The organism is Kribbella yunnanensis (assembly GCF_039529655.1).
GTDB lineage: Bacteria > Actinomycetota > Actinomycetes > Propionibacteriales > Kribbellaceae > Kribbella > Kribbella yunnanensis.
The window spans coordinates 1-26636 of sequence record NZ_BAAANF010000010.1; the positions used below are offsets into that span (position 1 = coordinate 1).

Below are 26636 nucleotides of genomic sequence, written 5' to 3' on the forward strand. Positions count from 1 at the left end.
AGACATCAACAACACCTCCACAATCAAGGTGTTGCAACGACCACCTGAACCCAAGCGATGTACAACGGCACGGAGGTCGCACTCGACAACACACTCCTCACACTCACTTGTGCTGGCTTTCACCAGGGAGGGTCTGGTCGATCGGGACGTAGTCCGCGTGCCGGTGGGTGATCCTCCACTCGCCCTCCTCGCGGCGAAAGATATGCGTGACGCGCAACGTATACGGCTCAACCGGCACCCCGACGACCGAGTTGGCGATGTGCTCGAACCCGACGATGTACGCCAGGTCCCCACTGACGTCCGCCGCAACAACCTCGAACCGGTAATCCGTGGAGTCGGACCACCGCCCCGCCAGCCAGGTCAGGACCTCGCTGATCTCCTTCCATCCCTGTCGAACAGGCACTTTCGCCCCGAAGACAGTCACCGGGTCCTGCCTCGCAGTCAGCTCCACGCGCAGACTCGCGTCGCCGTCGATCAGCGCCCGCTCCGCCTCCATCTGACGGGCCAACGTCGGCGTCAGGAAGTCGTCGAGGTCACTCATACTCGCCTCCAGGGCTCGTACTCGCCCAGAGATTGTGGCCGGGGCGTTGTCTCGGCACAGCGGTGGGCATCCCATGTTTCCCCGCGCACATACGCCTGGCAACCCTCCGCAGAATGGGTCGAGGTTGCCTGTTCGTCAGAATCCGCGTCAGAGCTCAGCCTGTGCGCACCGGCCCGCCACAGCGGGGTCGGTCGCGCGGCAGCACGGGGTGCGGGCGGCAGCCCGCAGGGGGAGGACGGCGATTAGCCGGGGTGGGTGGGGTGCGCGCGGAGCAGGCGCGTTGAGGAGCGGAGCGACGAAGGTAGCGGCTGCGGAGCACGCGGGGTTGATCGTCGTACAGGTGCCCGGGACGGGATTCGAACCCGTACGCCTTTCGGCTGCGAGGTTTAAGCTCGCTGCGTCTGCCGTTCCGCCACCCGGGCGCGGGGTCGAGAGTACGTTATTTGTAGACCTTGCGGGGGTGTACGGCGTGCGCTCCGGCTACTCGGTCGAGGAAGAGTTTGCCGTTGCAGTGGTCGATTTCGTGCTGGAGGGCTCGGGCTTCGAAGGCGTCGGTGGTGATGGTGACCTGGTCGGTGGTTCCGGGGAGGATGCCGGTGACCGCGAGGCGGGTGGCGCGTTTGACGTCGCCGGTGAAGTCGGGGACGGACATGCAGCCTTCGCGGGCTTTTTCCTGGCGGGAGGCTTCAACCACCACGGCGTTGCAGAGGACGAAGACGCCGTGGCAGGTGCGGGTTTTGGGGTGGCCGGTGACGTCGAGGGCGAACATCTGGGCGGAGATGCCGACTTGAGGGGCGGCGAGGCCGACGCAGCCGGGGGAGACGCGCATGGTGGCGACGAGGTCGGCGGCTAGGGCGATCATGACCGGGTCTAGGGGGTCGACCGCTGCGCCGGGGGTGGCGAGGACCGGGTGGGGGGCGCGGACTACTTCGAGGATGTCGCCGACTAGGCCTAGCTGGGCGGGGCTCCAGCTGGCGAGGGTCTGGTTGAGGTGCGCGACGCTCACAGGTCGTCGCTCTCCGCCGGGCTGAGGGTGACGCCGACGCCGAGCTCCTCGGCGGTGATCTCGAGGGCGCGCTCCAGGGTCTCGAGGTCGGCGGTGACCGGTAGCTCGACCTCGGCGGTCAGGACGTACAGGTCGCCGCTCAGGCGGGTGGCCAGGTCGGTGATGGTGCCGCCGACCGCTGCGACCATTCGGGTGACGGCGGCGACGATGCCGGGGCGGTCGGCGCCGTGGACGCTCAGCAGGTACGACGGTCCGATCGCGGCGTGCTCGTGTTCCGGGCCCATGGCGCGGACTGTGATGACGAGCTCACCGCGGAGTGGTTCCACGGCGGCGACGACCTCGTCGAGGGAGCCGGAGCAGACGATCATCATCGCGAAGTGACCGCGCAGGAGCGTCATCGTGGAGTCCTCGAGGTTGACGCCGGTACCGGCGAGGGCCTCGGTGACGTCCGCGATGATGCCCGGGCGGTCCGGGCCAATGACGGTGACTGCGAGCTGGCTCATGCCCGGGAACCTACCGTCAACCAAAGGAGGAGATCACACCGACTTCGGTATCCGGACAGCCCGGAACGTGCCGGCGGGCGGTTTCCCACCGGTACCGTCAGGTTCATGGAACAGCCTCGGCGCAGCCCACGCGACTGGATCGTGGACAGCGTCGTCTTCGTGTTCGCGATCGTCCTCGGCCTGCTCATCTTCGACGACAGCGCCAAAGCGTCCGAGGGCATGCGAGTGCTGGACGTGTGCCTGGGCCTGGCGCTGAGCCTGACGCTGTGGTTCCGCCGCCGCTGGCCGGTGCAGCTGGCCTTGCTCGCCTCGGCGGTGTCGGTGTTCTCCGAGGTGGCCAGCGGGCCGACCCTGATCCTGATCCTGTCCGTGGCGGTCTACCGACGGCTGCGGACCACGCTGCTGGTGTTCGCGGTGAACGCGCTGTCGCTGGCGGCCTACCTGCAGGTCAAACAGCAGGCCGACGGGCCCGCGGTGGCGGTCGCGGCGATCGCGATCTACATCGCGACCGCGGGCTGGGGGCTGTACATCCGGTCCCGGCGGCAGCTTCTGCAGACGCTGCGGGACCGCGCCGACCGGGCCGAGATGGTGGCCCGACTGCAGGCGGAACAGGGCCAGCTCCGGGCCCGCGAGGAGATTGCGCGCGAGATGCACGACGTACTGGGGCATCGGTTGTCGTTGCTGAGCGTGCACGCGGGAGCGCTGGCCTATCGGCCGGATGCGTCCACCGAGGAGGTCGCCGATGCGGCCGAGGTGATCCGGGCGAGCGCCCATCAAGCGCTGCAGGATCTGCGTGAGGTGATCGGCGTACTGCGGGCTCCCGTCGGCGAGCTGCCTCAGCCCAGCTTCGCGGACCTCCCGGCGCTGGTCGAGGCGTCCCAGGCGGCCGGCGTACCGGTCGAGCTCCAGCAGGACGTGGTCGGCGCGCTCCCCGATCACATCGGACGTACGGCGTACCGGATCGTCCAGGAAGGTCTCACCAACGCGATGAAACACGCACCGGGGGAGCGAGTCACGATCGCGATGAACGGTGCCCCGGGCAACGGCTTGACGGTCGAGGTCCGCAACCCGGCGCCGGACCGGCGGCGTGGCGACGGCCAAGGGCTGCTCGGGTTGGCCGAGCGCGCGGCCCTGGTCGAGGGCCGGCTCGAACACGGCCGCACCCCCGACGGCGAGTTCCGGCTGTCCGCCTGGCTACCGTGGCCGCCATGATCCGGGTACTCATCGTCGACGACGATCCGCTGCTGCGCGCCGGCCTGAAGCTGATGCTGGGTGGTGCGCCGGACATCCGCGTGGTCGGCGAGGCCGGCGACGGGACCGGCGTCACCGGGCTGATCGAGCGGCTCGCGCCGGACGTCGTACTGATGGACATCCGGATGCCGAACACCGACGGCCTGACAGCGACCGAGACGGTACGCCGGAGGCCGGGCGCGCCGGAGATCATCATCCTCACCACGTTCGACGCCGACGAGCACGTCCTGCGCGCGCTCAGAGCCGGGGCCGCCGGATTCGTGCTGAAGGACACCCCACCGGCCGAGATCGTCGAGTCGGTACGGCGGGTTGCCGGCGGGCAGCCGGTGTTGTCGCCGGCCGTCGCCAAGCGACTGATCACCCGGGTCGCAGCGTCGGGTCAGGATCAGCGCAAGACGAAAGCCGTCAACCGGCTGGCCGGATTGAACGAGCGGGAGCGCGAGATCGCCGTCGCGGTCGGCGAGGGGAAGTCGAACGCGGAGATCAGCGCGACCCTCTATCTGAGCGTGCCGACGGTCAAAACCCACGTCTCGCGGATTCTCACCAAACTCGATCTGAACAACCGCGTGCAGATCGCCCTCCTGGTCCACGATGCGGGCCTGCTCCACGAGTAGGACACCTACCGGCCATCTGCGCCTTCTATCGTTGGAACGTCCGTCCGCCAACGGGAGGCTCCTCCATGCGCTTGGTCGCAACTGGTCTCGCACTCGCTCTGCTAATCCCTGCCGTACCCGCTTCGGCGAAGGCGCCGTACGACCCGGCCGCGTACGTCGATCCGCTGATCGGCTCGCTGCGGGACGGTACGACGTGGCCGGGCGCGGTCCGGCCGTTCGGGATGATCTCGTGGAGCCCGACGAGTACGCGCGGCGACCAGACCAGCACCGGCGCGGCGAACGGCTACCAGTACGACGTGACGCGCGTCCGCGGGTTCAGCCTGACCCACCTAAGCGGCGCCGGCTGTAATCCCGGTGCGGCCGGTGACATCCCGATCCTGCCGTACGTCGGGGCGGTCGACTCGTCGCCGACGGCGGACACGAAGGATGCGAAGTACGCCACGAACTTCAGCCACGCGAACGAAAAGGCCGTCCCGGGCCGTTACACGGTCACGCTGGATTCCGGCGTCAAGACCGACCTGGCCGTGACCACGCGGGCGGGTGTCGGCGAGTTCACCTTCCCGGCCGACCAGGCCGCGAACCTGCTCTTCCGTACGTCGAACTCTCTGAACGGCAGCGAGGATGCGGAGATCACCATCGACCCGAGTGGTCGCAAGGTGGCCGGATCCGTGCTGACCGGCGCGTTCTGCGGCCGCCGGGCCAACGGGGGAGTGAACAACCGCAAGACCTACTACCGGCTGTACTTCACCGCCTCGTTCGACCAGCCGATCGTTGCCAACGGCACCTGGAAGAACGGAGATCTGGCCGCGGGCAGCACGCACACTACCGGCGGCGAGGGCTACGCGACCGGTGCTGACCGCGCCGGGCGTGGTTCGGGCGGCTACGTGACATTCGCGTCGGGCGCCAAGGTACGGATGCAGTTGGGGATCTCATACGTGAGCCTGGCCGGTGCCGAGCAGAACCTCCGGACCGAGGTACGGCGCAACGCGACCGTCGCTCAGCTGGCAGCCGACGGGTACGACGACTGGCGGCGCGAACTGCAGGCGATCAAGGTGACCGGCGGGACCGATGCGCAGCGGACCACGTTCTACACCGCGCTCTATCACGTGCTTTTGCAGCCGAACATCTTCAACGACGTCGACGGACGCTACCTGGGCAGCGATCTGAAGATTCACCGCCTCGCGCGCGGTCAGAAGGCGCAGTACGGAACGTTCTCCGGGTGGGATCAGTACCGGGCGCAGATCCAGTTGCTCGCCCTCCTCAAACCCGATGTCGCGGGCGACTTCGCCCAGTCGATGTATCAGTTTGCCCAGCAAAACAAGGGTATCTGGGATCGCTGGCTGCACAACAACGGCCCGACCCATGTGATGACCGGCGACCCGGCCGCGCCCACACTGGCCACGTTCGCCGCGATGGGCGTGCGCAACTTCGACGTACAAGGTGCGTTTGAATCATTGGCTCGCCAGGCCCGCACGCAGAACCCTGACGCCGAGCTAGACGGTGGTTGCCCAGGGCAATGCACCGGCCAACGCCCAGCCCTCAACACCTACCTGGCGCACCAGTACGCACCCCAGGACGCCTGCCACTGCTGGGGCGGCGCCGCCGAAACCCTCGAAAACTCCCTCGCCGACTACTCCCTCGCCCAGTGGGCACAGCGGCTCGGAACGAGCGCACCGGATCTGAAAGACCGCGGTAGCTGGTGGAAGAACACCTTCGACCCCGCAGTCGGCTACCAGCGAGCACGCCGCGCGGATGGCACCTGGGAGCCCAACTTCACCCCATCGACCCAGACCGGCTTCGCGCAGGGCTCGAGTGCGACGTACACCTGGATGGTCCCGCAAGACGTCTCCGGTCTGGCCGCGCAGATGGACGGCAAGGCTGTCGAGCGGCTCGACGCCTTCTTCCACGACGAGCAGGGCAACTGGGCGGTCAAGGGCGGCAGCGCGCTCCGCTACGACCCGACCAACGAGCCCGGTCTGCACACGCCTTGGCTCTACAACGGCCTCGGCGTCGCCTGGAAGACCCAAGCCACCACCCGCGAGATCGTCGACACCGTCTACGGCACCGGCCCGGCCGGCCTCCCCGGCAACGACGATCTCGGCACCCTCTCGGCCTGGTACATCTTCGCGGCGATCGGCCTCTTCCCGCAGACCCCCGGCCGCGCCGAGCTCCTCGTCGGCAGCCCGCTCTTCCCGAAAGTCGAGCTCCGCCGCAGCAACGGCGTACGGATCACTGTGGAAGCACCAGCCACCTCAGACTCCAACCAGTACGTCGAATCGCTGGCCCTGAACGGACATCCGCGAACCGAGTCCTGGTTGCCGGAATCGTTCGTCACGCGCGGCGGGCGTATCGCCGTACAGCTGGTCGACACCCCGACCACCTGGGGCACGGCCCCGATCGACCGCTGACCTTTGCGCGTCGGCGCAAAGGTCGGGCAAGTCGCCTTCCCCGGACCTAGGCTGCGGCCCGGAGAAGGGGAGGGCCCGATGAAGTCACGAATCGCGGCAGTCATGGCCGCCGGCACGTGCGCCGTACTGACCTTGGCCGCACCAGCAGCAAGCGCAGCGGACGATGTCACCGCTCCGGTGCAGGTCAGTGCCGATGCCGGCGCGTTCTTCCGGAATGCGGCCAGTGTGACGCTGAAGTACGCGTTCAAGGACCCGGGGACCGAGGAAGAGCCGGGCAGCGGGCTCGCCGACTACGACGTGCGCTACCAGGAGGAAGCTCGGCCAGCAGGAGTACGGCGAATGGGTCCTCCCCGCGGAGTGGCAGAAGACGACCGCCACCACCGTCACCCACACCGCCGAGCGTGGTACCGAGACCTGCTTCCAGGTGCGAGCCCGAGATGTGACTGGCAACGAGAGCGCGTGGAGTGAGTACTCGACCTGCTCTGTCTGGGACGGAACCCCGCCGGTGTACATCGGCGGCTACACGAGCGGCCGGGTGTCGATCGATGCGTTCTGGCGCGTCTGGTTCGACGACGACAGTGCCCACGAGGACACTGTGGACGTCGCCTACCGGGATCTGGTCCCCGGGAAGCCTCGCGGCCCGTGGGTGTACCCGGACTACTGGCACGACCAGCGCAAGAGCGACTTCTTCTGGGACTCCGTCCCTGGCGTGGACCGGTGCGTGTCAGCGCGCGGCCGGGACTGGGCCGGCAACGTGTCGGGCTGGACGCCCGAGACCTGCGTCCTCGCGCCGTGGGACGACCGCTCGTTCACCTCGACCGGAACCGTCAGCAGGGTGCTCGAGCCGATGGGCTACCGCGGCACCGTCAGCACGCTGAAGTCGAACGGCGCCGCCCTCGTCAAGACCGGTCAGATCGGCAAGCAGATCGCCCTCGTCGCCACGCACGGCCCCGGCCAGGGCACCGTGGACGTCTATCACGCAGGGGTGAAGCTCGGCCGGGTGTCCTTGGCCGCCCCAGCCACGGAGTACCGGAAGATCACCTACCTCCCCGCCGGTGTGCAGCGCACCGGCGACGTCAAGCTCGTGTCAGTCGGTACGGCGCCGGCCGCCATCGACGGCATCGCTGTCATCAAGCTCTGAGCCACTGCAGTAGCGACCGGCCGGGGCGACCGGCCGGTTGCTTCGCGGTTTGCTAGGACTGCGTTGCGCGGCGGAACTCTTCGCGGGGGGCCTGAAGGGTTCCGAGCGAGGTGACCTCGCGGCGGAAGAACAGGGCCAGGGTCCAGTCGAGGATGACGCGGGCCTTGCGGTTGAAGGTGGGGACGCGGGAGACGTGGTACGTGCGGTGCACGAACCAGGCCGGCCAGCCCTTCACCTTGACGCCGAACAACTGCGCCACGCCCTTGTGCAGGCCGAGGCTGGCGACCGAGCCGACGTACTTGTGCTCGTAGTCCTGCGGCGGCTTGCCGTCGACTGTGCGGAGGATGTTCGCGGCGAGCCGGTTGGCCTGCCGAACCGCGTGCTGGGCGTTGGGTGCGCAGTACGCGCCGCTGTCCGAGGTCAGGTCCGGTACGGCGGCGTTGTCGCCTGCGGACCAGGCGTCGGTGACACCCTCGATCCGCAGGTTGGCGAGGCACTTGACCCGGCCCTTCTCGTCGAGCGGGAAGTCCGTGGCGGCCAGCGCCGGGTTCGCCTTCACACCGGCGGTCCAGACGATCGTGTCGGCGTCGAACTCCTCGCCGTCACTGAGGACCACGCGGCCCTTCTCGCAGGACTCCAGCCGGGTCTCCAGCTTGATGTCCATGTTCCGCTTGCGCAGCTGGTCGACCGTGTACTTGCCGAGATCCGGGCCCACCTCGGGCAGGATCCGGTTGGTCGCCTCGACGAGGACCCAGCGCATGTCCTCGGGCTTGATGTTGTCGTAGTACCGGGTGGCGTACCGGGCCATGTCCTCGAGCTCCGCGAACGCCTCGACACCGGCGTACCCACCACCGACGAAGACGAAGGTCAGCGCCGACGTGCGCAGCGTGGGGTCGGGCTGCGAGCTCGCCACGTCCAGGCGGTCCAGCACCTTGTTGCGCAGCGCGATCGCCTCTTCGACGTTCTTGAACCCGGTCGCCTCCTCGGCCAGCCCCGGGATCGGCAGCGTGCGGGCGATCGAGCCGAGCGCGACCACGACCTGGTCGTAGGCCAACTCGTACTCCGGGCCCTCCTCGGGCATCACCTTCGCGACCTTGTGTGCGTGGTCGATCCCGGTCACCCGCCCGGTCACCACCCGGCACCCCTTGAGCGTCTTACGCAACGGCACCACCACGTGCCGCGGCTCCACCGAACCAGCCGCTGCCTCCGGCAGGAACGGCTGATAAGTCATCACCGACCGCGGGTCCACCACGGTCACCCGGATCTTGCCTTTCCTGGCCGCGCGACGCAGTCCGTACGCGGTGTACATCCCGACGTAACCGCCTCCGACGACGAGGATGTGCGGCACCTGGGCTGTCATGCGGTTCACTCTCCCTGAGTGGCTCTACGACTTCATGTCTACTTCAGGTTATCCGTTCGTGAAAACTTTCACAAACCCTCTGGGGAGTGATCTCACCCACCGGAATCCCTCGCTGGAGTGACCACCCATGGGCCTATCGTCACCCGGTTCCCACCCACCGCCCAGCTATCCGCCCACCCGTCACCCAACCGCAAGATGCCCGCGCCCGATGGCACGATGATCGGCATGAGCTGGACTCTGATGGTGTCGCCATTGCATCTCGTGGCCGCGGACGGCGGACTGGAGTGGGCGGCCGAGGCGTCGTTCTCGTACGGACTGCCGGATGCGCCGCCCGATGCACGGGAGCTGCCGACCGTCGCTGAGGTGGTCCGCGTCCTGCGCGAGGCCGGCTGCCACGGTGATGCGTGGTTCCGGGTGCCCGGCCATGGGCTGCCCACCTGTCCTGCGCCTGGGGACTGCGCTTCGGAAGACGGGCTGGACCTCGGGGAGGTCGGTCTGCAGGTGGAGGATTCCGACGAGGACCTCCGGCCTGATCAGGCTGTTGACTGCGTCTCGTTCCGCAAGCCGTCGGGACGGGCAGCGCTGGTGGCCGCGACTGCGTTAGCGGCGGTGGCCGGCCCGCTGGTCGTGTTCGACGACGGCCTCGAGGCGGTGGTCGTCGTGTCCCCGGGCGACGATCCGGAGGTGCTGGCCGTGCTTTGGCCTTGGTGGGCGGACCCCAGACACTCACCAACCTGTCGTGGGGCGGTCCGCTGAGCGTAGCGTGCGCTTCAGAAGTGGGTGAAACGGAGGTTGGTGAGTGGGGGCGGTCCGGCAATCAGGTGAGGCGGTAGACCGAGACGTGCGAGGGGGAGTCGGCGGTGAACTCGGTGCCGGACCAGTCGGCGTGGCGGGATTCGAGGGTGAATCCGGCTAGTTGGGCCATCAGGTCCAGTTCGGCGGGCCAGATGTAGCGATGGGGGGTGCGGGAGAGGGTGGCCTCGTAGCCGTCGTCGGCGAAGCGGAAGTGGTGCGAGACGACGTGCTGGTTCAGTACGTCGTACGTGTCCAGGAGGATGTAGTTCGGGTCGGCGATGCCTACCGTGGCGGGGGTGCCGGGTGGGAGGCGGCGGAGTTCGGGGACCCAGAGTTCGATGACGAAGTGGCCGCCGGGGGTGAGGTGGCGGGCGGCGTTGCGGAAGCAGGCGACCTGTTCTTCCTGGGTGAGCAGGTTCGAGATCGTGTTGAAGACCAGGTAGACAAGGGAGAACTCGCCCGGCACGCGGACGGCGGACATGTCGCCGATGGTGACCGGGATGGTGGCCTCGTCGGCCTTGGTCCGGAGCTGCTCGATCATCGGCGGGGAGAGCTCGATGCCGCTGACGGGGACGCCACGGGCAGCCAGCGGTACGGCGACTCGGCCGGTCCCGATCGCTAGTTCCAGGGCACGTCCGCCGGCGGCTAGTTCGGCCAGGCGGGCGGTGGTCGGGCCGAGGACGTCGTCGGCGAACATGCCGATGCCGGGGGTGTCGTAGGTCGTGGCGAGCTCGGTCGTCCAGATGTCGTGGCGCCAGCGGAGTTTGTCCTCGCGGTCGTCTTCGGCGTACTGCAGGAAGCCGAGGCGGTCGTAGAGACGACGGGCGTTCGGGTTGTCGCGTTCGACACCGAGATCGAGTGGTACGCCGCGGTCGGCCGCTTCCTGCTGCAGTTGCCGGATGATCGCCGTACCGATGCCGCGGCCCTGCACCGACGGATCCAGCTGGATGCCGTTCAGTTCGATCCGGGCCGCCTCCCGAGTGACGCGAAGACGGCCGACCGGGCGGCCGTCGAGCTCGATGACGCTGGTGGTCGACGGGCCGTCGGAGATCTGCCGGCGGGCCAGGTCGAGGTAGCCCTCGCGCCAGCCTGGTTCGTCGGCTGCCGCCGGCAGGCGGCCCTGATCGCGAGATGCCTCGATGGAGACATCCAGCAAGAAGTCGACGTCGTCGAGGGTGGCCGGGCGCAGGGTGTGCATAGCTCAGCACGGTAGGACGCGGAGGCTTCGGTGGCCACTGGATTACGGCTGATAGACGTTTGTGAGAAGGGTTGATCGGGGGTGGGGTCGCGAGGGTCAATGGGATTGTGAATCGCAACCGTGTGCTCGCAATCGGGCTGGTGGTCCCACCGGCGGTGTGTGCTCTGCTCGCGTTGCTGCGCGACAGCTTCGACAATGCGAACGCCGCCTTGGTGCTGGCCGTGGTGATCGTCGGCGTCGCCGCGTTTGGGCAGCGGTCGGCCGGGGTGCTCGCGGCCGTTTCGAGTGCGGTGTGGTTCGACTTCTTCCTGACCGTTCCGTACAACCGATTCACCATCGACAGCAGGGATGACATCGAAACCACGATCCTGCTGGTGGTCATCGGTGTCGCCGTCAGCGAGATCGCCATCTGGGGCCGTCGGCAACAAGCCCGCGCCTCCCGCCACCGCGGCTACCTGGACGGCGTGATCACGACCTCCCAGGCCGTGGCCACAGGTGGTTCGACGCAAGACCTGATCGACCACGTCCGCGCGGAACTGACCGTCGTACTGGGGATCGACGGCGTGAAGTTCGTTGCCGGAAACAACCGAACGTCGGCACCGCAGCTGAACCCCGACGGCACAGTCACCCGCGGCAGTCACATCCTCAAGGTAGAACGCGACGGCCTCCCCACGAACGCCGAGATCGAACTCCCCGTCCAGCACGCCGGCCGCATCCGAGGCCGCTTCCTCCTCACCGCCGCCACCCACATCGCCCGCCCCGACCTGGACCAACGCCGAGTAGCCGTAGCCCTCGCCGACCAGGTAGCCGCCGCCCTCACCACCCAACCCCACTGACCGGCCTGCGGGAGCACCACGTCCCGGGTGGCCGCCGGCAAGCGTCGTACCTGCCCATACAGGTACGACGCCAAGCCGTTTCCATCGGTGGCCGATTGAAATCGTTGGTGGGTTGGGTTTCGGTTGGGGAACGAGGGGTGGATTCTCAGATGTTGTTAAGGGTGGGACCGTAGTATTTCGATACGGCCCCGGATGTGGGTCACCAGGAGGAATGTCATGCAGAGCAGTAACCCGGTCCTGAACCGGTCGAGTGCGTTTGCGCCTGGCCATGGCCAGGCTTATCCGGGGGCCGCTCCGTACGGTCAGCAGCCCGGTCAGTACGGCGGACCGGGTGTGCCGCCCCAGCAGTACCAGGGTGCACCGGCCGGCAGCCGCCCCATGACGCTGGACGATGTCATCGTCAAGACGGCGATCACGCTGGGTGTTGTCGCCGCGACCGGCGCCGCCGCCTGGATCGCGGTCCCGGACCGTTTGGTGTTGCCGGCCTTCCTCGGTGGCGCGTTGCTGGCCTTCGCGGTGGCGATGGTGCTGTCGTTCTCGCGCCGGATCAACCCGGCGCTGGTGATGGTCTATGCGGCGCTCGAGGGTGTCTTCCTCGGTGTCGGTAGCAAGGTCATCGTCAACGTGTTCGCCCGCGGCGACGCGAGCATCGTCGCGCAGGCGATCCTGGCCACGCTGGTGACGGCGGGCCTGACGCTGGCGGCGTACAAGTACTTCGCGATCAAGGTGACACCGCGGTTCCAGAAGATGGTCATCCTCGCGACGATGGGCTTCGCCGGCGTGCTGCTGGTCAACCTCGTGCTCGGGTTCTTCGGGATCACCACCGGGATCAGCGGGATGGGCCCGCTGGGGCTGCTGTTCGCGGCGCTCGGTGTCGGGCTGGCGGTCTTCAACCTGATCCTCGACTTCGACATGGTGGAGCAGGGCGTCCGCGCCGGCGCCCCGCAGAACGAGGCCTGGCGCGCTGCCTTCGGCCTGACCGTCACGCTGGTCTGGCTGTACTGGAACATGCTGCGCATCCTCGCCATCCTGCGTGGCGGCGACTAGTCACACCCGCACGACAACCCGAAGGGCCGGTTCCGCGAGGAGCCGGCCCTTCGGCCGTTTCCGGCCACCGGACGGGAACCGTCCGGAATGAGTTCTAGGGTGCGGAGATGGACAAAGCAGCAGGGCTGGGAGCGTGGTACGACGCGCCGTCGCTGAGCGCTGGAGCCGCGGTGGTGAGGCGACTGGCCGAGGTCGGGCCCCTGCCGGACATCGACCTGCGGCCAAACGGTCTCCGAGTCCGACCGGCTCCAGGTGAAGCAGGTGATTCCAGCGCGCTGCAGGAGTTGCGGATTGTGTTCGACGCGGTGGACACGGCCGCCGTACAAGAGTTTTGGGGTACGGCGTTTGGTTATCGCGTGGCCGGGGGTGGGCGGCTGGTGGATCCGTTGCGCCGGGGTCCGGACGTGATCGTGCTGCCGACTGACGACGTGCGGCCGCTGCGGAATCGGTTCCACGTGGACGTCGTACGGCCGAGCGCGGTGGTTGAGGCGGTGCGGGGAGATCGTGAGCCGGCGGGACCGTGGGGTGTGATGCTGGCCGATAGCGAAGGCAACGAGGTGGATCTTGTCCCGGGCGATTCGCTCGCGCCAACCGCCGACGACTGGCAGACGTTGTTTGCAGCAATGACTTTCTATCCGACGACCTCGGCAACGCAGTCGGTTCAGTTGGTGACGGCCGTTGCGCAGCTTGCTGATGCGGCTGGCAGTCCGTTGATGCTGGACATCCGGGCCGACGGCGTGGTCATCGACCACGGCAAGGACAAGTGGGAAGAAGCTGGAGAAGCGTTCGTCGAGCTGGCGACGCGGATCCAGAGTGCCGCTCGAGACCTCGGTCTGACTGCGAAAACCGACGAGTTGCGGTTCGTGCAACTGGGGCTCGACGCGGTCGACGTACCGGCGGTTCAGGCGTTCTGGACAACGGCTCTCGGCTACACGCGCGACAAGCGGTTCGAGGTCGGTGACAGCTACGATCCGCGGGGTCTCAACCCAGGCTTCATCTTCCAGCATTTGGACCCAACCGAGTCCGAAAGGCGGGAGCAGCGCAACCGCATCCGGCTCGAACTCGACATCGCGCCCGACCAGTTGCCACAGCGCATCGAGCAAGCGGTCCAGGCCGGTGGGACGATCCGCAATGAACTACCGGATCGTTGCTCACTCACCGATCCCGAAGGCAACGAACTCGACCTGATAGCTCGAAAGCCCTTGTAGAACAGGCTGTGTAGAACAGGAAGGGCCCGCCCCTCCACCTGTAGGGGCAGGCCCTCCGAAATCTCTTCTCCTGTTCGGCTGTCAGCCCATTCGCCGGTGTGCTTTGACGAGGTCGTACTCATGGACGATGGCGGTTGCGTGCCCGTGCGCGAGTTCGTACTCGCTGGAGAGCCATCGCACTCTGTCGTCGAAGCGCAGGAACGACGGTCCGTCGTTCATCAGCTGGAACCACTCGGTCATTCCGCGTCCGGTGCATCTGGGCACCTTCTCCACCAAACGCTGGTGCGTTTCCTCGGAGTGGTTCAAGCCCATCGTTGCCTCCCGTTATCGGGGTACCGCGTTGCTATCGACTGTGCACCACGAGGACGCCTACAGGCAAGAGGTTCTTCATGTCTGTCCCATTTCAGTGGCCGGTTTCAGGAGACCCCAGTTTCAGTACTTCGTGTAGCGCACCGAGTCGTACGTCGCGGTCAGTTGGCCTGTGTAGTTGAACGGACCCAGCCAGCCATCAACACCGATGCCCGGCCAGAGGTTCAGCATCACCCGCATCGGCCGGGTCGGCAGGGCCCCGCGGGACCCGTTCTCCTGGTGCACCAGCCGACCGTCGACGAACCAGTTGATCGTGCCCTGGTTCCACCATTCGATCGCATAATCGTGATAGCCGGCTGCGGCGTCGAAGCCCAGGTTGATGATCTTCTCGTGCCCGCCGACGCCGTTGGTGAAGTAGTTGGTCTGCAGCTGGGTCGTGTTCTTGCCGAGGATCTCGACGTCGATCTCGTCCCAGGGCTGGTTGTCGCTCGGACCCGTGTAGGTGAAGAACGACGTCACCGTGCCGGACGCTTTGACCGCCTTGAGACGGGTCTCGAAGCGCCCGTACGAGAAGAGGTCGTTGGTGCGGTACTCGCCGGACGCATACGGCTTCCCCGAACACCCGCCGGGGCAGGACGCGGTGTCCAGGTTGAGGCCCATCACCCCGCCGCTGAACCAGACATGGTCGGCCCGCCAGCCAACGTTGAACATCGAGCCATTGCTCCAGCCGTCGGCTTTGTGCCAGCGGCCGGTGTTGAACCCGTCCAAGTTGTCGACGAAACTGCCGCCGATCGCGGTGGTGGCGGCCTGACTGCCGGTCGGCGTCAGGACGCCACCCAGCAGCGTGAGTGCGGCAAGGACGAGCAGGGCGGGGCGGAACCTGGTCATGGTGACCTCCGGAGCGGTGGGGCGGGCTCCGATCGTGTGTTTGGAAGCGCTCCCAGTCAACCGGCTGCCGGTTCCGGAACTTGATTCAGATGTTGATCAAAGACTCGGATTCAGCCGCGGTCTCCGGCTCGACCCGGTCGACCTCGGCCTTCGGGTGCCGACGACGGTGCCGCAGCTCGGCCCAACGGCCGCGCGGTCCGCGCTCGCGCCCAGCCACCTCGGTCGCGGCGACCTCGGTGCCGGCCGTGCGAGCAGCCTGTACGGCGGCCTCCGCGATCGGCAGGATCGCCTCGCCCCGGAACGACTCGGGGTGCACGAACGACTCCGGGCCGACCCCCATCGCGGCCGCCACGGATGGCAGTAGCGCGGCCGAGGCAGCGGCGTACCCGATGGCGGAGGGGTGGAAGTTGTCCCGGCCCCACATCGTCGGGTCGGACTTGAAGGCCGGTCCGAGCAGTGAGCCCAGCGAGACCGTCCGCCCGCCGGCCTCGACCACGGCGATGGTCTGGGCCGCGGCGAGCCGGAGACTCCACGCGCGGGCGAACTGCCGCAGCGGCGGCACGAGTGGGCGCACCACGCCGAGATCCGGACAGGTGCCGACGATGACCTCACAGTTCGCCGCGCGCAACCGCCGTACTGCCGCGGTGAGCAAGCGGACCGAGACCGACGGCGACATCTGTGCCTTCACGTCGTTCACCCCGATCAGGATGACTGCGACATGCGGGCCGGCCTGGAGCGCGGCGTCGACCTGCTGGGCCAGGTCGGTCGACTTGGCGCCGGTCTTGGAGACGTCGACCAGCCGGACCGGGCGCTCGGCCAGGTCGGTCAGCCCCGAAGCAAGGATCACCCCGGGCGTCTCGTCCGGGGTGTCAGTGCCGTAACCGGCTGCGCTGGAGTCGCCGAGCATGGCGAACGTGATCGGTAATCCTGGGTATCTGCCGTACAGACCGCTCCCCGGAGTGGGGTAGTAGCGCATCGGGCCGATCACGCGCTTCACGTACTCGGCCTCTGCGGTCAGTACGCCGTACAACGTGGCACCGATGAGTCCGAGTCCCCCGCCCCCGAAGGCTGCGGCCTGGGCGAGCCTCTTGGCCGCCCTGGCTTTGCCTTTACTCATAGGTACAAGGATTACACGCTGTCACGCACAAGCAAGGGAAATAGGGGAAACGACACGACAATCACTACAGTGAGAGTGTGCGCTACGCAGAATCTCTCCTGGACCTCGTCGGCAACACCCCGCTCGTGAAGCTGGGCAAGACCACGGACGGGGCCACACCGCTGGTCCTGGCCAAGGTCGAGTACTTCAACCCGGGCGGCTCGGTGAAGGACCGGATCGCGGTCCGGATGATCGAGGCCGCGGAGGCCTCCGGCGAGCTCAAGCCGGGCGGCACGATCGTCGAGCCGACCTCCGGAAACACCGGCGTCGGGCTCGCGATGGTTGCCCAGCAGAAGGGCTACAAGTGCGTCTTCGTCTGCCCGGACAAGGTGAGCGAGGACAAGCGCAACGTGCTCAAGGCGTACGGCGCCGAGGTCGTGGTCTGCCCGACCGCAGTCGCGCCGGAGCACCCGGACTCGTACTACAACGTCTCCGACCGCCTGGTCCGTGAGATCGAGGGCGCCTGGAAGCCCAACCAGTACGCCAACCAGAACAACCCGCGCTCGCACTACGAGACGACCGGTCCCGAGCTCTGGGAGCAGACCGAGGGGAAGATCACCCACTTCGTGGCGGGTGTGGGCACCGGCGGCACGATCACCGGCACCGGCCGCTACCTCAAGGAGGTCTCGAACGGTCGCGTCCAGATCATCGGCGCCGACCCCGAGGGATCGGTCTACTCCGGTGGCACCGGCCGGCCGTACCTGGTCGAGGGTGTCGGTGAGGACTTCTGGCCCGAGACGTACGACCGGGACATCTGCGACCGGATCATCGAGGTCTCGGATGCGGACTCGTTCGCGCTCACCCGGCGGCTGGCGCGCGAAGAGGCGATGCTGGTCGGCGGCTCAGCCGGTATGGCGGCCGCCGCGGCGATCCGGCTCGCGCACGAACTCAACGACCCCGAGGCGGTGATCGTCGTACTGCTGCCGGATGGCGGCCGTGGCTACCTGACGAAGGTCTTCAACGACGACTGGCTCGCGCAGTACGGGTTCCTCGCGGGGGCCCGGCAGGGCACCACGCTCGGTGACGTGCTGGCCGGCAAGGACGGCAGCCTGCCGCCGCTGGTGCACACCCACCCGCACGAGACGATCGCCGAAGCGGTCGCGATTCTGCGCGAGTACGGCGTCTCCCAGATGCCGGTGGTCCGCGCGGAACCACCGGTGATGGCTGCCGAGGTCGCCGGCGCGGTGTCGGAGCGGACGCTGATGGACGCGTTGTACTCCGGCAAGGCGCGGCTGGCCGACATGGTCGAGCTGCACATGGACCCGGCGTTGCCGTCCCTGGGGGCCGGCGAGGCCGTCACGAAGGCGGTCGAGCTGCTCGAGGGTCGGGACGCCCTGATGGTGCTGGACGACGGCAAGCCGGTGGGCGTTCTGACCCGGCAGGACCTGCTGGTCCACTTGTCCGCCGACTGACCTTCCCCGGAGGGGCAAAATTTGTAGAGCCCCAGTAGGGAAAGACTTAACGGTCTACGACCGTAGGCACGATGGCGAGCAGGGCCATGACGACGATGCCGATGACGACGGCTGCTGCTCCCGCGATCTGAAGGATTTCCATATCTCAAGGTTCCTTCAGCGTGGGGCTTCAGACATCGGCCACCGGCATGGTCTTGCCTTCATCCCAAGGTCGTACACGCGACCCTGGGTAGTCATCCTTCAGGAGTGCGGGTGCCCCTTACTTGACCAGCACGAAGTCCGCTGGGTCGAGCTTCCGGGTACGGCGCCAGTAGGACACCGTGAAGTCCGGCCAGATGCCTGAGTTCCGCCCGGTCGCGTCCAGGTACCAGCTCTGACAGCCGGCGTCCCAGACCGTGCCCTTGAGTTCGTCCTGGATGCCGTCGACGAACTTCTGCTGGGCCTCCTCGCGGACCTCGACGTACGTCGCTTTGCGGCGCCGGAGCAGGTCGAGCGCCTGCATGACGTAGCGGACCTGCGCCTCGATCATGAAGACCGCGGAGGAGTGGCCGGTATTGGTGTTCGGCCCGATCAGCAGGAACAGGTTCGGGTAGCCGGCGACCGTGATGCCGAGGTGGGCGCCGATGCCCTCGCGCTTCCAGTGCTCGCCGAGGTCGGTGCCGTCCTTGCCGAGGATCGGCATCCGGGTCAGGCTCCCCATCACCGAGAATCCGGTGCCGAACACGATCGTGTCGCAGGGCCGCTCGATCCCGTCGGCGGTCACGATGCCGGTCGGCGTGATGCGCGTGATCGGCGTGGTGACGAGGTCGACGTTGGACCGGTTGAAGGCCGGGTAGTAGTCGTTCGAGACCATCATCCGCTTGCAGCCGATCTGGTAGTCCGGGGTCAGCCGGGCGCGCAGATCAGGGTCCGGCACCTGCTTGCGCAGATGCTGTTTCGCCTGCATCTCAAGGACTTTCATCAACTTCGGGTTGGCCGCGAAGCCGGCGCCGCGAGCTTCCAGGGCCCAGTAGATCGTGTTCCGGATGAGTCGCTGCCCGGCCGGGAACGCGGCGTGCAACCGCCGCTCCCGCGGTCCGATCTCGCGGTCCGGTTTCGGCGTGATCCATGCGGCGGTCCGTTGGTACACATCCAACTGCTCGACCTGCGGGGCGATCTGCGGCACGTACTGAACCGCCGAAGCGCCAGTGCCGATCGCGGCCACGCGACGACCGGTGAGGTCGTGGTTGTGATCCCAGTGCGCCGTGTGGAACGACGTACCGGCGAACGAGTCGAGGCCTGGGAGGTCGGGCATCTTGGGTTCGTGCAGACCGCCGACCCCGGTCACCAGGGCCTGGGTTTCGATCGTCTCGTCGCCGTTGACCGTGACGGTCCACCGGCCGGTGGTCTCGTCGAACGCCGCCTCGGTGACCTCCGCGCCGTACCGGATCTTGTCCGCGACGCCGTACTTGTCGGCGCAGAACTCGAGGTACTCGAGGATCTCGTGCCAGGGCGCGAACATCCTGGTCCAGCGCGGGTTCTGCTCGAAGGAGTACGAGTAGAGGTACGACGGGATGTCGCACGCGCACCCGGGATACGTGTTGTCCCGCCAGGTGCCGCCGAGGCGATCGGCCTTCTCGAGGATGACGAAGTCCTCGCACCCGGCCTGACGCAGCTTGATCCCCATGCACAAACCGGCGAACCCGGACCCGATGATCACGACCTCTGTCATAGGCCCCGAGGTTACCGGTGAGTCACCGCTCTGGGAACCGTCTATTTCAGGCGGTGGAGGACTTCGCCGGCATTCGGTACGACGAGGGTGTCGGGGTCGGCGTTGTATTCGGCCAGGTCGACGGTGGCCGGGTCCAGGTAGTTGAGGTTGGCCCGGCGGACGACTTCCTCGGGGATGCCGGTGGCGAGGGTGACTTTGACGCGGAGGTGTTCGCCGGTGATGGGGTCCCAGGTGCCGGCGCCGCGGAGGTGGGTCGAGTGTGCGAGGACGCCCCAGTGGATATCGCGGAACTTCTCCCACTGGCCGACGAAGTAGTCGCGACAGTGGTAGCCGATCTCCTCGATCTCCGGATGCATGGCGGCGATCTGCGTGACGTGTGGCGCATAGAGGATGACCTCGCCGCCGTCGGCGACCACGGGCTCGAGTTTGTAGAAGCCCTTGGCCGCGGTCCAGATGTCGGCGTACTTCGCGGGCATCACCGACACGACCCGGCGTACCGGGTGGTCGAGGTAGGTGACGTGGGTCTGGGCGGACACCTCGGCGGCTGCTTGCCAGGCCTCGATGGTGTTGCCGAAGGCGATGGCGTGCAGCGCGTTCGTGCCGGACTGAGCGACCACGGCGAGCGCGAGCTTCTCGGCGGGGATCAGTGCGGCCGCCTCGTTGATGAGGGCGCGCACCGGCGTGACGCCGAGGGTGCCGATGATGCTCGCACTGGTGATCAGGGCGCCGAGCCAGTGTGAGACGTCGATGACCTCCTGGCCGGCGACACCGGGGAAGAAGTACTTGTTGCCGCCGGAGAAGCCGACCACCTCGTGCGGGAAGACCGGGCCGACGACCAGAGCCACGTCGTGCTCGACGACCGCTCGGTTGAGCCGAACCGGGACCTCGTCGTTCAGCAGGCCGCCGGAGATCTCGCGAACGCGGTCGGCACTGATGGAGCCGAGGCCGACGAAGGTTTCCGGCTTCCACCACTCGTGGTTGAGGACGCCGTCGTACTCGGCGCCGAGGTGTTTGCGGAGCTCGTCGGGTGTCATCTCGGCATGGGTGCCGAGGGCAATCAAGATGGTGAGCTTGCTGACTTTCCCATGCAGGGCCTGGTGAACCGCACGGATCAGCAGCGGGAGTGGGCAGCTGCGGGTCGCATCCGGCACGATCACGCAGACGCTGCGACCCTCCAGGCCGGCGCCGGACAAGGCGTCGCCGACGAAGGCCGTCACCTCGTCCTCGCTGAGAACCTGACCTGCTCCGCCGATGATCACGTCGACGACCCTACCCATGCAGGTGTGATCGCGTCATCGGCAGGTAAGCGCGGAGTCGTTGACCGCGCCGGTTCGGCGACGCACGATCGAATGATCACCTGGGGGAGTGCGCAAAGGGGAGATGCAGCATGTCCGAGACAATCGAGGGGTGGAGACCGCAGGGGTTCGGCGGGGTGGTCCTGCGCGACGGTGACCCGCAGTACGACGAGGCCCGGGCGATCTTCAACAGCATGATCGACAAGCGGCCGGGGATGATCGCACAGTGCGAATCGGCCGCCGATGTCCAGGCGGCGGTCCGGTACGGCGTTGAGCGCGGCCTGGAGATCGCCGTCCGGGGCGGCGGACACGGGGTGGCCGGGATGGCCCTCACCGAAGGGGGACTGGTCGTCGACCTGCGCCGCATGAACAGCGTGCAGGTCGATCCCGACGCCCGGATCGCGCGAGTCGGTGGTGGCGCGACCTGGGGAGACTTTGACCGTGCCACGCAGAAATACCTGCTGGCCACGACCGGCGGCCGGGTGTCGACGACCGGAGTCGCCGGGCTGACGCTCGGTGGTGGATCGGGCTGGCTGGAACGGAAGTTCGGGCTCGCCTCCGACTCGCTGATCTCGGCCGAGCTCGTCACCGCGGACGGGCAGTTGGTGATTGCGGACGAGACGAAGAACAGCGAGTTGTTCTGGGCTCTGCACGGTGGCGGTGGCAACTTCGGTGTCGCGACCGCGCTGACCTTCCGCCTCCATCAGCTACCCGCCGCGACGCTGGCGCTCCTGCTCTGGCCGGCGTCGGCGGGACCCGACGTACTGCGCGAGTACCGGGATCTGTTCGAGAAGGGTGTGCCTGAGGAGCTCGGTGGTGGCGTGATCTACCTGACCGGGCCGCCGGAGGACTTCGTCCCGGAGCACCTGCAGGGTCAGTTGGTCGTCGGTGTCGGGGCGGTCTATGCGGGCACTGAGGCGGAGTTGCGAGCGGCGCTCGGGCCGCTGTTCGCGATGTCGCCGGAGGGCGTCATGGTCGCCGAGATGCCGTACGCCGACATCCAGTCCGCGCTGGACGACCCTCCGGGGTTCCGCAACTACTGGTCGGCCGAACACCTGGCGTCGTTCCCCGATGAGGCGATCCGGCGCTTCGCCGGCCGATCCGCGGACATGCCGGCCCCGTCCCCGTCGCAACAGGCGGTGCTGCCGTGGGGAGGCGCCGTACGGCGTGCTGCCGAGCGCTGGCCGCAGCCGCATCGGCAGGCGGACTGGGTGGTGCACCCGTTCGGTCTGTGGTCGGATCCGGCCGACGACGAGCGGGGGATTCGCTGGGCCCGCGGCTTGTGCGCGGACCTCGAGGAATGGTCGACCGGCTACGTCTACCTGAACTTCATCGGCAACGAGGGGCGCAACCGCGTGCTCGCCGGTTTCGGCGAGGACAACTATCGCCGGTTGTCTCGGGTCAAGGGCGAGTACGACCCCGGGAACGTCTTCCACCTCAACCAGAACATCGAGCCTGGCTAAGCAGCCGCGGCGTCCCAGACTGTGTTCGCGAGCTCGGCGACCTGCTGGAGCTGGGCGCGGGACGCGCCGTCGCGGGCCTGCTGCGACATGCCTTGAATCGTGGCCGCGAAGTAGGTCGCGAGGGCCTGCGCGTCCGTGCTGACGGCCAGTACGCCGGAGTCGACGTCGGCCTGGATGTGGTCGCGGAGCACCTCGAGATTGTGCTGCCGGATCGCGCGGAGCTGCTCGGCCACTTCGGCCGACGCGGGGATCGTGTTCTGGGTCGCGCTGATGATCAGGCAACCGGGGGCGTGATCGGTCGCCGTGTACTCGGCGGCCGCCTCGCGGAGGATGCGGGTGATCGCGTCTCGGGCGGTCGGTTCCTCCTCGAGGGCACGGGTGGTGAACGCGCCGTGGGTCGCCTGGTAGCGGGTGATCACCTCGTTGAACAGACTCCGCTTGTCCCCGAAGGCGGCGTACAGGCTCGGGGCTCCAATGCCGAGGGCCGCGGTCAGATCGCTGACCGAGGTGGCGTCGTACCCACGCTCCCAGAACGTCAGCAGCGCCTGTTCGAGCGCGGCGTCGCGGTCGAAGGAGCGCGGGCGTCCGCGGCGGGTCTCGGTCATGGGAATCATTCTATAGCGGTCGCTAGAGAATGTGTTACGGTCCTTTCTGTAACGATCACTAGAGAAAAGGATCTGGGATGAGGACAGCACTGGTGACCGGCGGCAGCCGGGGGATCGGGCGGGCGATCGCGCTGCGGCTGGGCCGGGACGGGTTCCGGGTCGGCGTGCATTACGGCAGCGACGACGCCGCGGCGGAGCGGACCGTGAAGGAGATCGAGACGGCCGGTGGGAAGGCGTTTGCGCTGAAGGCCGATCTGGGTGGGTCGTTGGACGGTCTGTGGGCCGTCTTCGATGCGGCGGCCGACGGGCTGGATGTGCTGGTGAACAACGCCGGGATCGGGCTGCAGCAGCCGATCGCGGACGTTACGGAGGACTGGTTCGACCGGTTGTTCGCCGTCAACGCCAAGGCGCCGTTCTTCCTGGTACAGCAGGCGATTCCGCGGCTCAAGGATGGTGGGCGGATCATCAACATCGGGTCCGGCGCGACCCGGATCGCGTTTCCGCAGGACACGGCGTACTCGATGACCAAAGGTGCGCTGAACACCCTGACGCTGGCGATGGCCAAGGAGCTCGGACCGCGCGGGATCACCGTGAACACGGTCGCTCCCGGGATCATCGAGACCGACATGAACGGCTGGCTCGCCGATCCGGAGGCGGCGCGCGCGGCTGCGGCGTACTCGGTGTTCGACGCGGTGGGTCAGCCGGCCGACGTTGCCGACGTGGTCGCGTTCGTGGCCTCGGGGGACGCGCGGTGGGTCACAGGGCAGACGCTGGATGCGACTGGCGGGTCGCAGCTTTAGTCCACTGGATGTGTACGGCGACGGCGTAGGTGATCGCCGCGAGTGGCGCGGCCCAGAGTCGGAAGAACGGGAGTTGCCCGGTGAGGGCGGTCGCCACAAAGATCACGCCGAAGACGATGCCGCCGGTCGCTGCGCCCCGGCGGCGGCTGTCGAGCGCCGTACTGGGGAGTGGGCCGGTGTGCCGGTCGAGGACGTTCGCGAGCGCGCCGAGGCCGGCGATCGTGGTGATGAGGAACAGGATGCCGCCGATGATGCCGCCGAAGATGATCGCGGCCACGTTGAGGGCGGACGCGACAGCGACGAGCATCAGTACGTCGAGGGCGCCGTACAGGAGGTGGTTGCGGTGCCGGCGGCGCAGGTTGACGTCGTCGGCCGACCTCGCGGGGCCGGGCTCGCCGCTGAGGGTTCGGAGGGTGCGGACGATGCCGGCCAGCACAAGGGCCAGCACCAGGATTCCGGTGACGGACAGGATCACGGACTGGGTCGTCGTCATGTAGTCACGGACGTTGCCGTCGCCGAAGTCGCAGGTGGCGGACGGTGGGAACCAGCTGGTGTCGGCGGTGGCGTCCGGGCCGTACGTCGGACCGAGTTTGTCGAAGCAGGACTTGCTCGGGTCCCACCCGCTCGGCATCGAGGCCGATACGACCACGGTCCAGATCAGTCCGAGACCGAGTCCAGCCGCCAGTACCCACCGCTTCAACGCCGCCACGCGTCCAACCCTCTCATTCGGGGCAAAGTTGGTAGCAGCGCTTGGTGCCGTAGGCAACGAAACCGATCCGGCGCAGGGTGGGTGCGCTGGTCGCGGTCCGCGCACTGACCAGCGCGAGCGTGGCGCCGTCCGCGATCGCGGCCTGGCAGCGGGCGGCGATCAACGCGCGGTAGACGCCGCGGCCGCGCGCCTTCTCGAGTACGCCGGCGCCCCACAGGCCGACCACATCGCCCATCAGCGTGTAGCCGGCTGAACCGACCAGCTCGCCGTCGAGCTCCGCCACGAATCGGCGCGGGGACAGTTCGCCGCGCTCGATGGCGGCGACCTCGTGATCGAGCTCGTTCTGGCTCGGCGGCGGCCAGTCGAACACCTCGGAGTCGATCGCGGCGGCACGCAGGATGGACTCGGCATCCAGAGCTGGGCGGACGGTGATATCCGCGGGGACCTCGAGCTCTTCGGTCAGGTCGCTGGTCAGCGGCCGGGCCAGGATCTCGAGGACCTCCGACAGCTCGAATCCCTTGCTGAGCAGGACTTCGGCGGTGTCCTTCGGCTGGGTCCGGTCGTCGACCCACCAGTTCAGCTTCATCCCGTCGGGCGTCTTCCGGCGCACCTCGGCGATCACCTCGTCCAGCGGCCGCGTCGTCGACGACCACTGCACGGAGGGCCCGCGGCCGCCGTACACGACCGCTCGGTAGTCGTCGGTGACGATGTCCACCGCGTCCGGTGGCACCCACACCCAGTCCGCCGCCGCCTTCAGCACTCGTTCACGCATGCGGAAATCCTAAGGCGGGACGGGGTTTGAGCTGACATGCTTTTGCGATGACCACCACCTATGCCGAGATCGCCGCCGGCTTGCGTCAGTTGGGGCTGGACCGATCCTCCGATGTGCTCGTGCACTCCTCGCTCAGTTCCTTCGGGTACGTCGATGGTGGGGCGGAGGCGGTGTGTCAGGCGCTGGTCGACACGTGCGGGACGGTGTTGATGCCGGGCTGGACGTTCGATCTGACTGGGGTGGCGGTGCCGCCCGGGCTGGAGCGACCGCACAACGCGTATCCGCCGGCGGAGGACTGGGCGACATTCGACGAGAGTGTTGCGAAGGCGACGGCGTACCGGGACGATCTGCCGGTCGATCGGTGGCTGGGGCGGATCCCCGACGTACTGCGGACGTCTTTCTCGCCGCTGCGGAGTTCGCATCCGCTGATGGCGTTCCTGGCCGTGGGAGAGCGGGCGGCGGAAGTGCTGGCGGCGCAGCGGCACGACTGGCCGCTCGGACCGATCGAGGCGCTCGGCGGCGACGTACTGCAGTTGGGTGTCGGGCACACAACGAACACGACGATCCACGTAGCCGAGCAGCACCTCGGGCGTTCCCGCTTCTACCGTTATGCGAAGGTCGGCGAGGGTTCGTGGGCGGAACTCCCGAACATCTCCGGCTCCAGTGAACACTTCGACCTGATCGAGCCGTTGTTGCGCCCGGCAACCACCGAGGTGATGATCGGCTCCTGCCGTGCCCGCCGGATCCCAATCGCCGCCGTCCTCGAAGCCACCCGCCAACTGGTCCTCGACGACCCGGCCGCACTGCTGTGCACCGAAGATCACGACACCCGCTGCGCCGCCGCCATCGAGCAACGGCTACAGCAGTTGTAGGTCGCGCTCGGCGTACAGGCGGTGCTGCCACTCCTCGTTGAGCATGATCTCGAGGCACATCTTGACGTCGTACGCGTCTGCGGGTGGCCAGCTCGGGCCGTCGACAGGGGTGGTTTGCGAGTTCAATTCGTCGTCGGTCAGCTGGTCGACGTACCGGCGTACGCGGCCCATCCGATCGTGACGCAGGACGAGAACCTCGTCGAGACTCGGCTCGATCTCGAGATCCCACGGCAGGCGCGGATCGGGCGTCGCCCCGTCGAAGGGCAGGCTCAGCCGATCCCACGGCTCAGGCTCGCCCTGGATCACGCGGCACAGCCAGACGTCGGTCGCGTACACGAGATGCCTGAGCGTTTGGATGAACGACCATTCGCCGTCTACTCGCACATGCAGCTTCTCCTCCGGCAACTGCCGGGCCCGCTGCACCGTCTCTGCCCACAACCGCTCGACGACAGCCCATCCCTCGCGGACCCCGTCGGCGTTCGCCGGCCGCATCTTGACCCGCTCCGGATCCCGCCGATCCAGCTCGGCCTCCACCAGCGGTGCCACCTCGACCCCGTTGATCACCAGGCCCTCGATATCCCCAGCGATCTCGGCACCCGCGAACTCCACCCCGCGCATCACGGCGCCGGTGAACCCCACTCGCTCGAACCGCGCGCCGCCGAAGTCCACCTCCCGCACCAACCCGCCGCGCAGGTCTTTGCCCACCAAGTTCTCAGCCATAGAACGCACGCTAGTG

Annotated in this window: 27 protein-coding genes and 1 tRNA gene; 13 read left to right on the top strand and 15 right to left on the bottom strand. The window is 67.7% G+C overall.

Features of this window, described 5'->3' with window-relative positions:
• Positions 1-103: 103 nt before the first annotated feature.
• The 4 genes from ABD231_RS15485 to ABD231_RS15500 all read right to left on the bottom strand — a co-directional run bounded on the left by ABD231_RS15485 (position 104) and on the right by ABD231_RS15500 (position 2050).
• Positions 104-541, bottom strand: coding sequence for a YybH family protein (locus ABD231_RS15485; RefSeq protein ID WP_344151247.1), 438 nt, complete (start codon positions 539-541; stop codon positions 104-106).
• Positions 542-882: 341 nt separating this feature from the next.
• Positions 883-963: transfer RNA gene (locus ABD231_RS15490), tRNA-Leu, on the bottom strand.
• Positions 964-980: 17 nt separating this feature from the next.
• Positions 981-1547: a peptide deformylase gene (locus ABD231_RS15495; protein ID WP_344151250.1), complete on the bottom strand. Its 567-nt coding sequence runs from the start codon at positions 1545-1547 to the stop codon at positions 981-983.
• Positions 1544-2050: a glycine cleavage system transcriptional repressor gene (locus tag ABD231_RS15500; protein ID WP_344151253.1), complete on the bottom strand. Its 507-nt coding sequence runs from the start codon at positions 2048-2050 to the stop codon at positions 1544-1546. Before ABD231_RS15500 ends, ABD231_RS15495 begins: the two co-directional genes overlap by 4 nt.
• Positions 2051-2155: 105 nt before the next feature.
• Between ABD231_RS15500 and ABD231_RS15505 the strand changes: the two genes are divergently transcribed.
• The 5 genes from ABD231_RS15505 (at position 2156) to ABD231_RS15525 (ending at position 7464) form a co-directional block, all read left to right on the top strand.
• Positions 2156-3262, top strand: a complete 1107-nt coding sequence (locus tag ABD231_RS15505) for a sensor histidine kinase (RefSeq protein ID WP_344151256.1) — start codon at positions 2156-2158, stop codon at positions 3260-3262.
• Positions 3259-3915: a response regulator gene (locus ABD231_RS15510; RefSeq protein WP_344151259.1), complete on the top strand. Its 657-nt coding sequence runs from the start codon at positions 3259-3261 to the stop codon at positions 3913-3915. The genes ABD231_RS15505 and ABD231_RS15510 overlap by 4 nt, the downstream gene beginning before the upstream one ends.
• 65 nt (positions 3916-3980) lie before the next feature.
• Positions 3981-6323, top strand: coding sequence for a GH92 family glycosyl hydrolase (locus ABD231_RS15515; protein WP_344151262.1), 2343 nt, complete (start codon positions 3981-3983; stop codon positions 6321-6323).
• A 78-nt stretch (positions 6324-6401) separates the two neighbouring features.
• A complete protein-coding gene (locus ABD231_RS15520) occupies positions 6402-6791 on the top strand; it encodes a hypothetical protein (protein ID WP_344151265.1) in 390 nt (129 codons plus the stop codon).
• A complete protein-coding gene (locus tag ABD231_RS15525; protein ID WP_344151268.1) occupies positions 6763-7464 on the top strand; it encodes a hypothetical protein in 702 nt (233 codons plus the stop codon). Before ABD231_RS15520 ends, ABD231_RS15525 begins: the two co-directional genes overlap by 29 nt.
• A gap of 52 nt (positions 7465-7516) precedes the next feature.
• On the opposite strand, the gene ABD231_RS15530 is transcribed toward ABD231_RS15525, so the two are convergent.
• On the bottom strand, positions 7517-8824 hold the full coding sequence (locus ABD231_RS15530) for an NAD(P)/FAD-dependent oxidoreductase (protein WP_344151271.1): 1308 nt from the start codon (positions 8822-8824) through the stop codon (positions 7517-7519).
• Between the two features lie 225 nt (positions 8825-9049).
• Between ABD231_RS15530 and ABD231_RS15535 the strand changes: the two genes are divergently transcribed.
• Positions 9050-9580 (top strand): hypothetical protein, encoded by a 531-nt coding sequence (locus ABD231_RS15535; protein WP_344151274.1) that lies wholly within the window; start codon positions 9050-9052, stop codon positions 9578-9580.
• Positions 9581-9641: 61 nt separating this feature from the next.
• Here the strand turns inward: ABD231_RS15535 and ABD231_RS15540 are convergent, their stop codons facing one another.
• Positions 9642-10817 (bottom strand): GNAT family N-acetyltransferase, encoded by a 1176-nt coding sequence (locus tag ABD231_RS15540; protein WP_344151277.1) that lies wholly within the window; start codon positions 10815-10817, stop codon positions 9642-9644.
• Between the two features lie 107 nt (positions 10818-10924).
• Between ABD231_RS15540 and ABD231_RS15545 the strand changes: the two genes are divergently transcribed.
• The 3 genes from ABD231_RS15545 to ABD231_RS15555 all read left to right on the top strand — a co-directional run bounded on the left by ABD231_RS15545 (position 10925) and on the right by ABD231_RS15555 (position 13908).
• Entirely contained in the window at positions 10925-11653 is a 729-nt protein-coding gene (locus ABD231_RS15545) for a DUF4118 domain-containing protein (RefSeq protein WP_344151280.1), read from the top strand.
• 216 nt (positions 11654-11869) lie between these two features.
• Entirely contained in the window at positions 11870-12700 is an 831-nt protein-coding gene (locus ABD231_RS15550) for a Bax inhibitor-1/YccA family protein (RefSeq protein ID WP_344151283.1), read from the top strand.
• Between the two features lie 107 nt (positions 12701-12807).
• Positions 12808-13908 (top strand): VOC family protein, encoded by a 1101-nt coding sequence (locus tag ABD231_RS15555; RefSeq protein WP_344151286.1) that lies wholly within the window; start codon positions 12808-12810, stop codon positions 13906-13908.
• 81 nt (positions 13909-13989) lie between these two features.
• On the opposite strand, the gene ABD231_RS15560 is transcribed toward ABD231_RS15555, so the two are convergent.
• From ABD231_RS15560 to ABD231_RS15570, 3 genes are all read right to left on the bottom strand, one after another.
• Positions 13990-14220, bottom strand: coding sequence for a DUF4287 domain-containing protein (locus tag ABD231_RS15560; RefSeq protein ID WP_132404770.1), 231 nt, complete (start codon positions 14218-14220; stop codon positions 13990-13992).
• A gap of 120 nt (positions 14221-14340) precedes the next feature.
• A complete protein-coding gene (gene bglS, locus ABD231_RS15565) occupies positions 14341-15105 on the bottom strand; it encodes a beta-glucanase (RefSeq protein ID WP_344151293.1) in 765 nt (254 codons plus the stop codon).
• An 85-nt stretch (positions 15106-15190) separates the two neighbouring features.
• Positions 15191-16222 carry an SGNH/GDSL hydrolase family protein gene (locus tag ABD231_RS15570; protein WP_344151296.1) on the bottom strand — a complete coding sequence of 344 codons (1032 nt, stop codon included), beginning with the start codon at positions 16220-16222 and terminating at the stop codon, positions 15191-15193.
• A gap of 77 nt (positions 16223-16299) precedes the next feature.
• Here ABD231_RS15570 and ABD231_RS15575 point away from each other — a divergent pair, with 77 nt between their 5' ends.
• On the top strand, positions 16300-17673 hold the full coding sequence (locus ABD231_RS15575) for a cystathionine beta-synthase (RefSeq protein ID WP_344151300.1): 1374 nt from the start codon (positions 16300-16302) through the stop codon (positions 17671-17673).
• A gap of 259 nt (positions 17674-17932) precedes the next feature.
• Here ABD231_RS15575 and ABD231_RS15580 read toward each other — a convergent pair whose 3' ends face one another.
• Positions 17933-19384, bottom strand: coding sequence for a flavin-containing monooxygenase (locus tag ABD231_RS15580; protein ID WP_344151303.1), 1452 nt, complete (start codon positions 19382-19384; stop codon positions 17933-17935).
• Between the two features lie 41 nt (positions 19385-19425).
• Entirely contained in the window at positions 19426-20661 is a 1236-nt protein-coding gene (locus tag ABD231_RS15585; RefSeq protein WP_344151306.1) for a lactate racemase domain-containing protein, read from the bottom strand.
• Positions 20662-20771: 110 nt separating this feature from the next.
• Here ABD231_RS15585 and ABD231_RS15590 point away from each other — a divergent pair, with 110 nt between their 5' ends.
• Positions 20772-22142, top strand: coding sequence for an FAD-binding oxidoreductase (locus ABD231_RS15590; protein ID WP_344151309.1), 1371 nt, complete (start codon positions 20772-20774; stop codon positions 22140-22142).
• Here ABD231_RS15590 and ABD231_RS15595 read toward each other — a convergent pair.
• On the bottom strand, positions 22139-22747 hold the full coding sequence (locus ABD231_RS15595; protein ID WP_344151312.1) for a TetR/AcrR family transcriptional regulator: 609 nt from the start codon (positions 22745-22747) through the stop codon (positions 22139-22141). The two genes, ABD231_RS15590 and ABD231_RS15595, sit on opposite strands and share 4 nt — an antisense overlap.
• Positions 22748-22824: 77 nt before the next feature.
• Between ABD231_RS15595 and ABD231_RS15600 the strand changes: the two genes are divergently transcribed.
• Positions 22825-23547, top strand: coding sequence for an SDR family oxidoreductase (locus tag ABD231_RS15600; protein WP_344151315.1), 723 nt, complete (start codon positions 22825-22827; stop codon positions 23545-23547).
• Here the strand turns inward: ABD231_RS15600 and ABD231_RS15605 are convergent.
• Positions 23504-24256, bottom strand: a complete 753-nt coding sequence (locus tag ABD231_RS15605) for a hypothetical protein (protein ID WP_344151318.1) — start codon at positions 24254-24256, stop codon at positions 23504-23506. The genes ABD231_RS15600 and ABD231_RS15605 overlap by 44 nt on opposite strands.
• A 13-nt stretch (positions 24257-24269) precedes the next feature.
• The gene (locus ABD231_RS15610) at positions 24270-25028 is read right to left on the bottom strand and encodes a GNAT family N-acetyltransferase (protein ID WP_344151321.1); all 759 of its coding nucleotides are present in this window, start codon (positions 25026-25028) and stop codon (positions 24270-24272) included.
• A 47-nt stretch (positions 25029-25075) separates the two neighbouring features.
• Between ABD231_RS15610 and ABD231_RS15615 the strand changes: the two genes are divergently transcribed.
• A complete protein-coding gene (locus tag ABD231_RS15615; protein ID WP_344151324.1) occupies positions 25076-25900 on the top strand; it encodes an AAC(3) family N-acetyltransferase in 825 nt (274 codons plus the stop codon).
• On the opposite strand, the gene ABD231_RS15620 is transcribed toward ABD231_RS15615, so the two are convergent.
• Positions 25886-26620 carry a DinB family protein gene (locus tag ABD231_RS15620; RefSeq protein ID WP_344151327.1) on the bottom strand — a complete coding sequence of 245 codons (735 nt, stop codon included), beginning with the start codon at positions 26618-26620 and terminating at the stop codon, positions 25886-25888. The two genes, ABD231_RS15615 and ABD231_RS15620, sit on opposite strands and share 15 nt — an antisense overlap.
• Positions 26621-26636: the final 16 nt, after the last annotated feature.

Excerpts from the sequence above, each read along its gene's own strand:
- ABD231_RS15500 (WP_344151253.1), bottom strand. The coding sequence starts at position 2,050 with ATGAGCCAGCTCGCAGTCACCGTCATTGGCCCGGACCGCCCGGGCATC.
- ABD231_RS15535 (WP_344151274.1), top strand. The coding sequence starts at position 9,050 with ATGAGCTGGACTCTGATGGTGTCGCCATTGCATCTCGTGGCCGCGGAC.
- ABD231_RS15595 (WP_344151312.1), bottom strand. The coding sequence starts at position 22,747 with ATGACCGAGACCCGCCGCGGACGCCCGCGCTCCTTCGACCGCGACGCC.
- ABD231_RS15550 (WP_344151283.1), top strand. The coding sequence starts at position 11,870 with ATGCAGAGCAGTAACCCGGTCCTGAACCGGTCGAGTGCGTTTGCGCCT.
- ABD231_RS15610 (WP_344151321.1), bottom strand. The coding sequence starts at position 25,028 with ATGCGTGAACGAGTGCTGAAGGCGGCGGCGGACTGGGTGTGGGTGCCA.
- ABD231_RS15485 (WP_344151247.1), bottom strand. The coding sequence starts at position 541 with ATGAGTGACCTCGACGACTTCCTGACGCCGACGTTGGCCCGTCAGATG.
- ABD231_RS15520 (WP_344151265.1), top strand. The coding sequence starts at position 6,402 with ATGAAGTCACGAATCGCGGCAGTCATGGCCGCCGGCACGTGCGCCGTA.
- ABD231_RS15530 (WP_344151271.1), bottom strand. The coding sequence starts at position 8,824 with ATGACAGCCCAGGTGCCGCACATCCTCGTCGTCGGAGGCGGTTACGTC.
- ABD231_RS15515 (WP_344151262.1), top strand. The coding sequence starts at position 3,981 with ATGCGCTTGGTCGCAACTGGTCTCGCACTCGCTCTGCTAATCCCTGCC.
- bglS (WP_344151293.1), bottom strand. The coding sequence starts at position 15,105 with ATGACCAGGTTCCGCCCCGCCCTGCTCGTCCTTGCCGCACTCACGCTG.
- ABD231_RS15570 (WP_344151296.1), bottom strand. The coding sequence starts at position 16,222 with ATGAGTAAAGGCAAAGCCAGGGCGGCCAAGAGGCTCGCCCAGGCCGCA.
- ABD231_RS15585 (WP_344151306.1), bottom strand. The coding sequence starts at position 20,661 with ATGGGTAGGGTCGTCGACGTGATCATCGGCGGAGCAGGTCAGGTTCTC.
- ABD231_RS15600 (WP_344151315.1), top strand. The coding sequence starts at position 22,825 with ATGAGGACAGCACTGGTGACCGGCGGCAGCCGGGGGATCGGGCGGGCG.
- ABD231_RS15555 (WP_344151286.1), top strand. The coding sequence starts at position 12,808 with ATGGACAAAGCAGCAGGGCTGGGAGCGTGGTACGACGCGCCGTCGCTG.
- ABD231_RS15510 (WP_344151259.1), top strand. The coding sequence starts at position 3,259 with ATGATCCGGGTACTCATCGTCGACGACGATCCGCTGCTGCGCGCCGGC.
- ABD231_RS15590 (WP_344151309.1), top strand. The coding sequence starts at position 20,772 with ATGTCCGAGACAATCGAGGGGTGGAGACCGCAGGGGTTCGGCGGGGTG.
- ABD231_RS15580 (WP_344151303.1), bottom strand. The coding sequence starts at position 19,384 with ATGACAGAGGTCGTGATCATCGGGTCCGGGTTCGCCGGTTTGTGCATG.
- ABD231_RS15505 (WP_344151256.1), top strand. The coding sequence starts at position 2,156 with ATGGAACAGCCTCGGCGCAGCCCACGCGACTGGATCGTGGACAGCGTC.
- ABD231_RS15615 (WP_344151324.1), top strand. The coding sequence starts at position 25,076 with ATGACCACCACCTATGCCGAGATCGCCGCCGGCTTGCGTCAGTTGGGG.
- ABD231_RS15560 (WP_132404770.1), bottom strand. The coding sequence starts at position 14,220 with ATGGGCTTGAACCACTCCGAGGAAACGCACCAGCGTTTGGTGGAGAAG.
- ABD231_RS15540 (WP_344151277.1), bottom strand. The coding sequence starts at position 10,817 with ATGCACACCCTGCGCCCGGCCACCCTCGACGACGTCGACTTCTTGCTG.
- ABD231_RS15620 (WP_344151327.1), bottom strand. The coding sequence starts at position 26,620 with ATGGCTGAGAACTTGGTGGGCAAAGACCTGCGCGGCGGGTTGGTGCGG.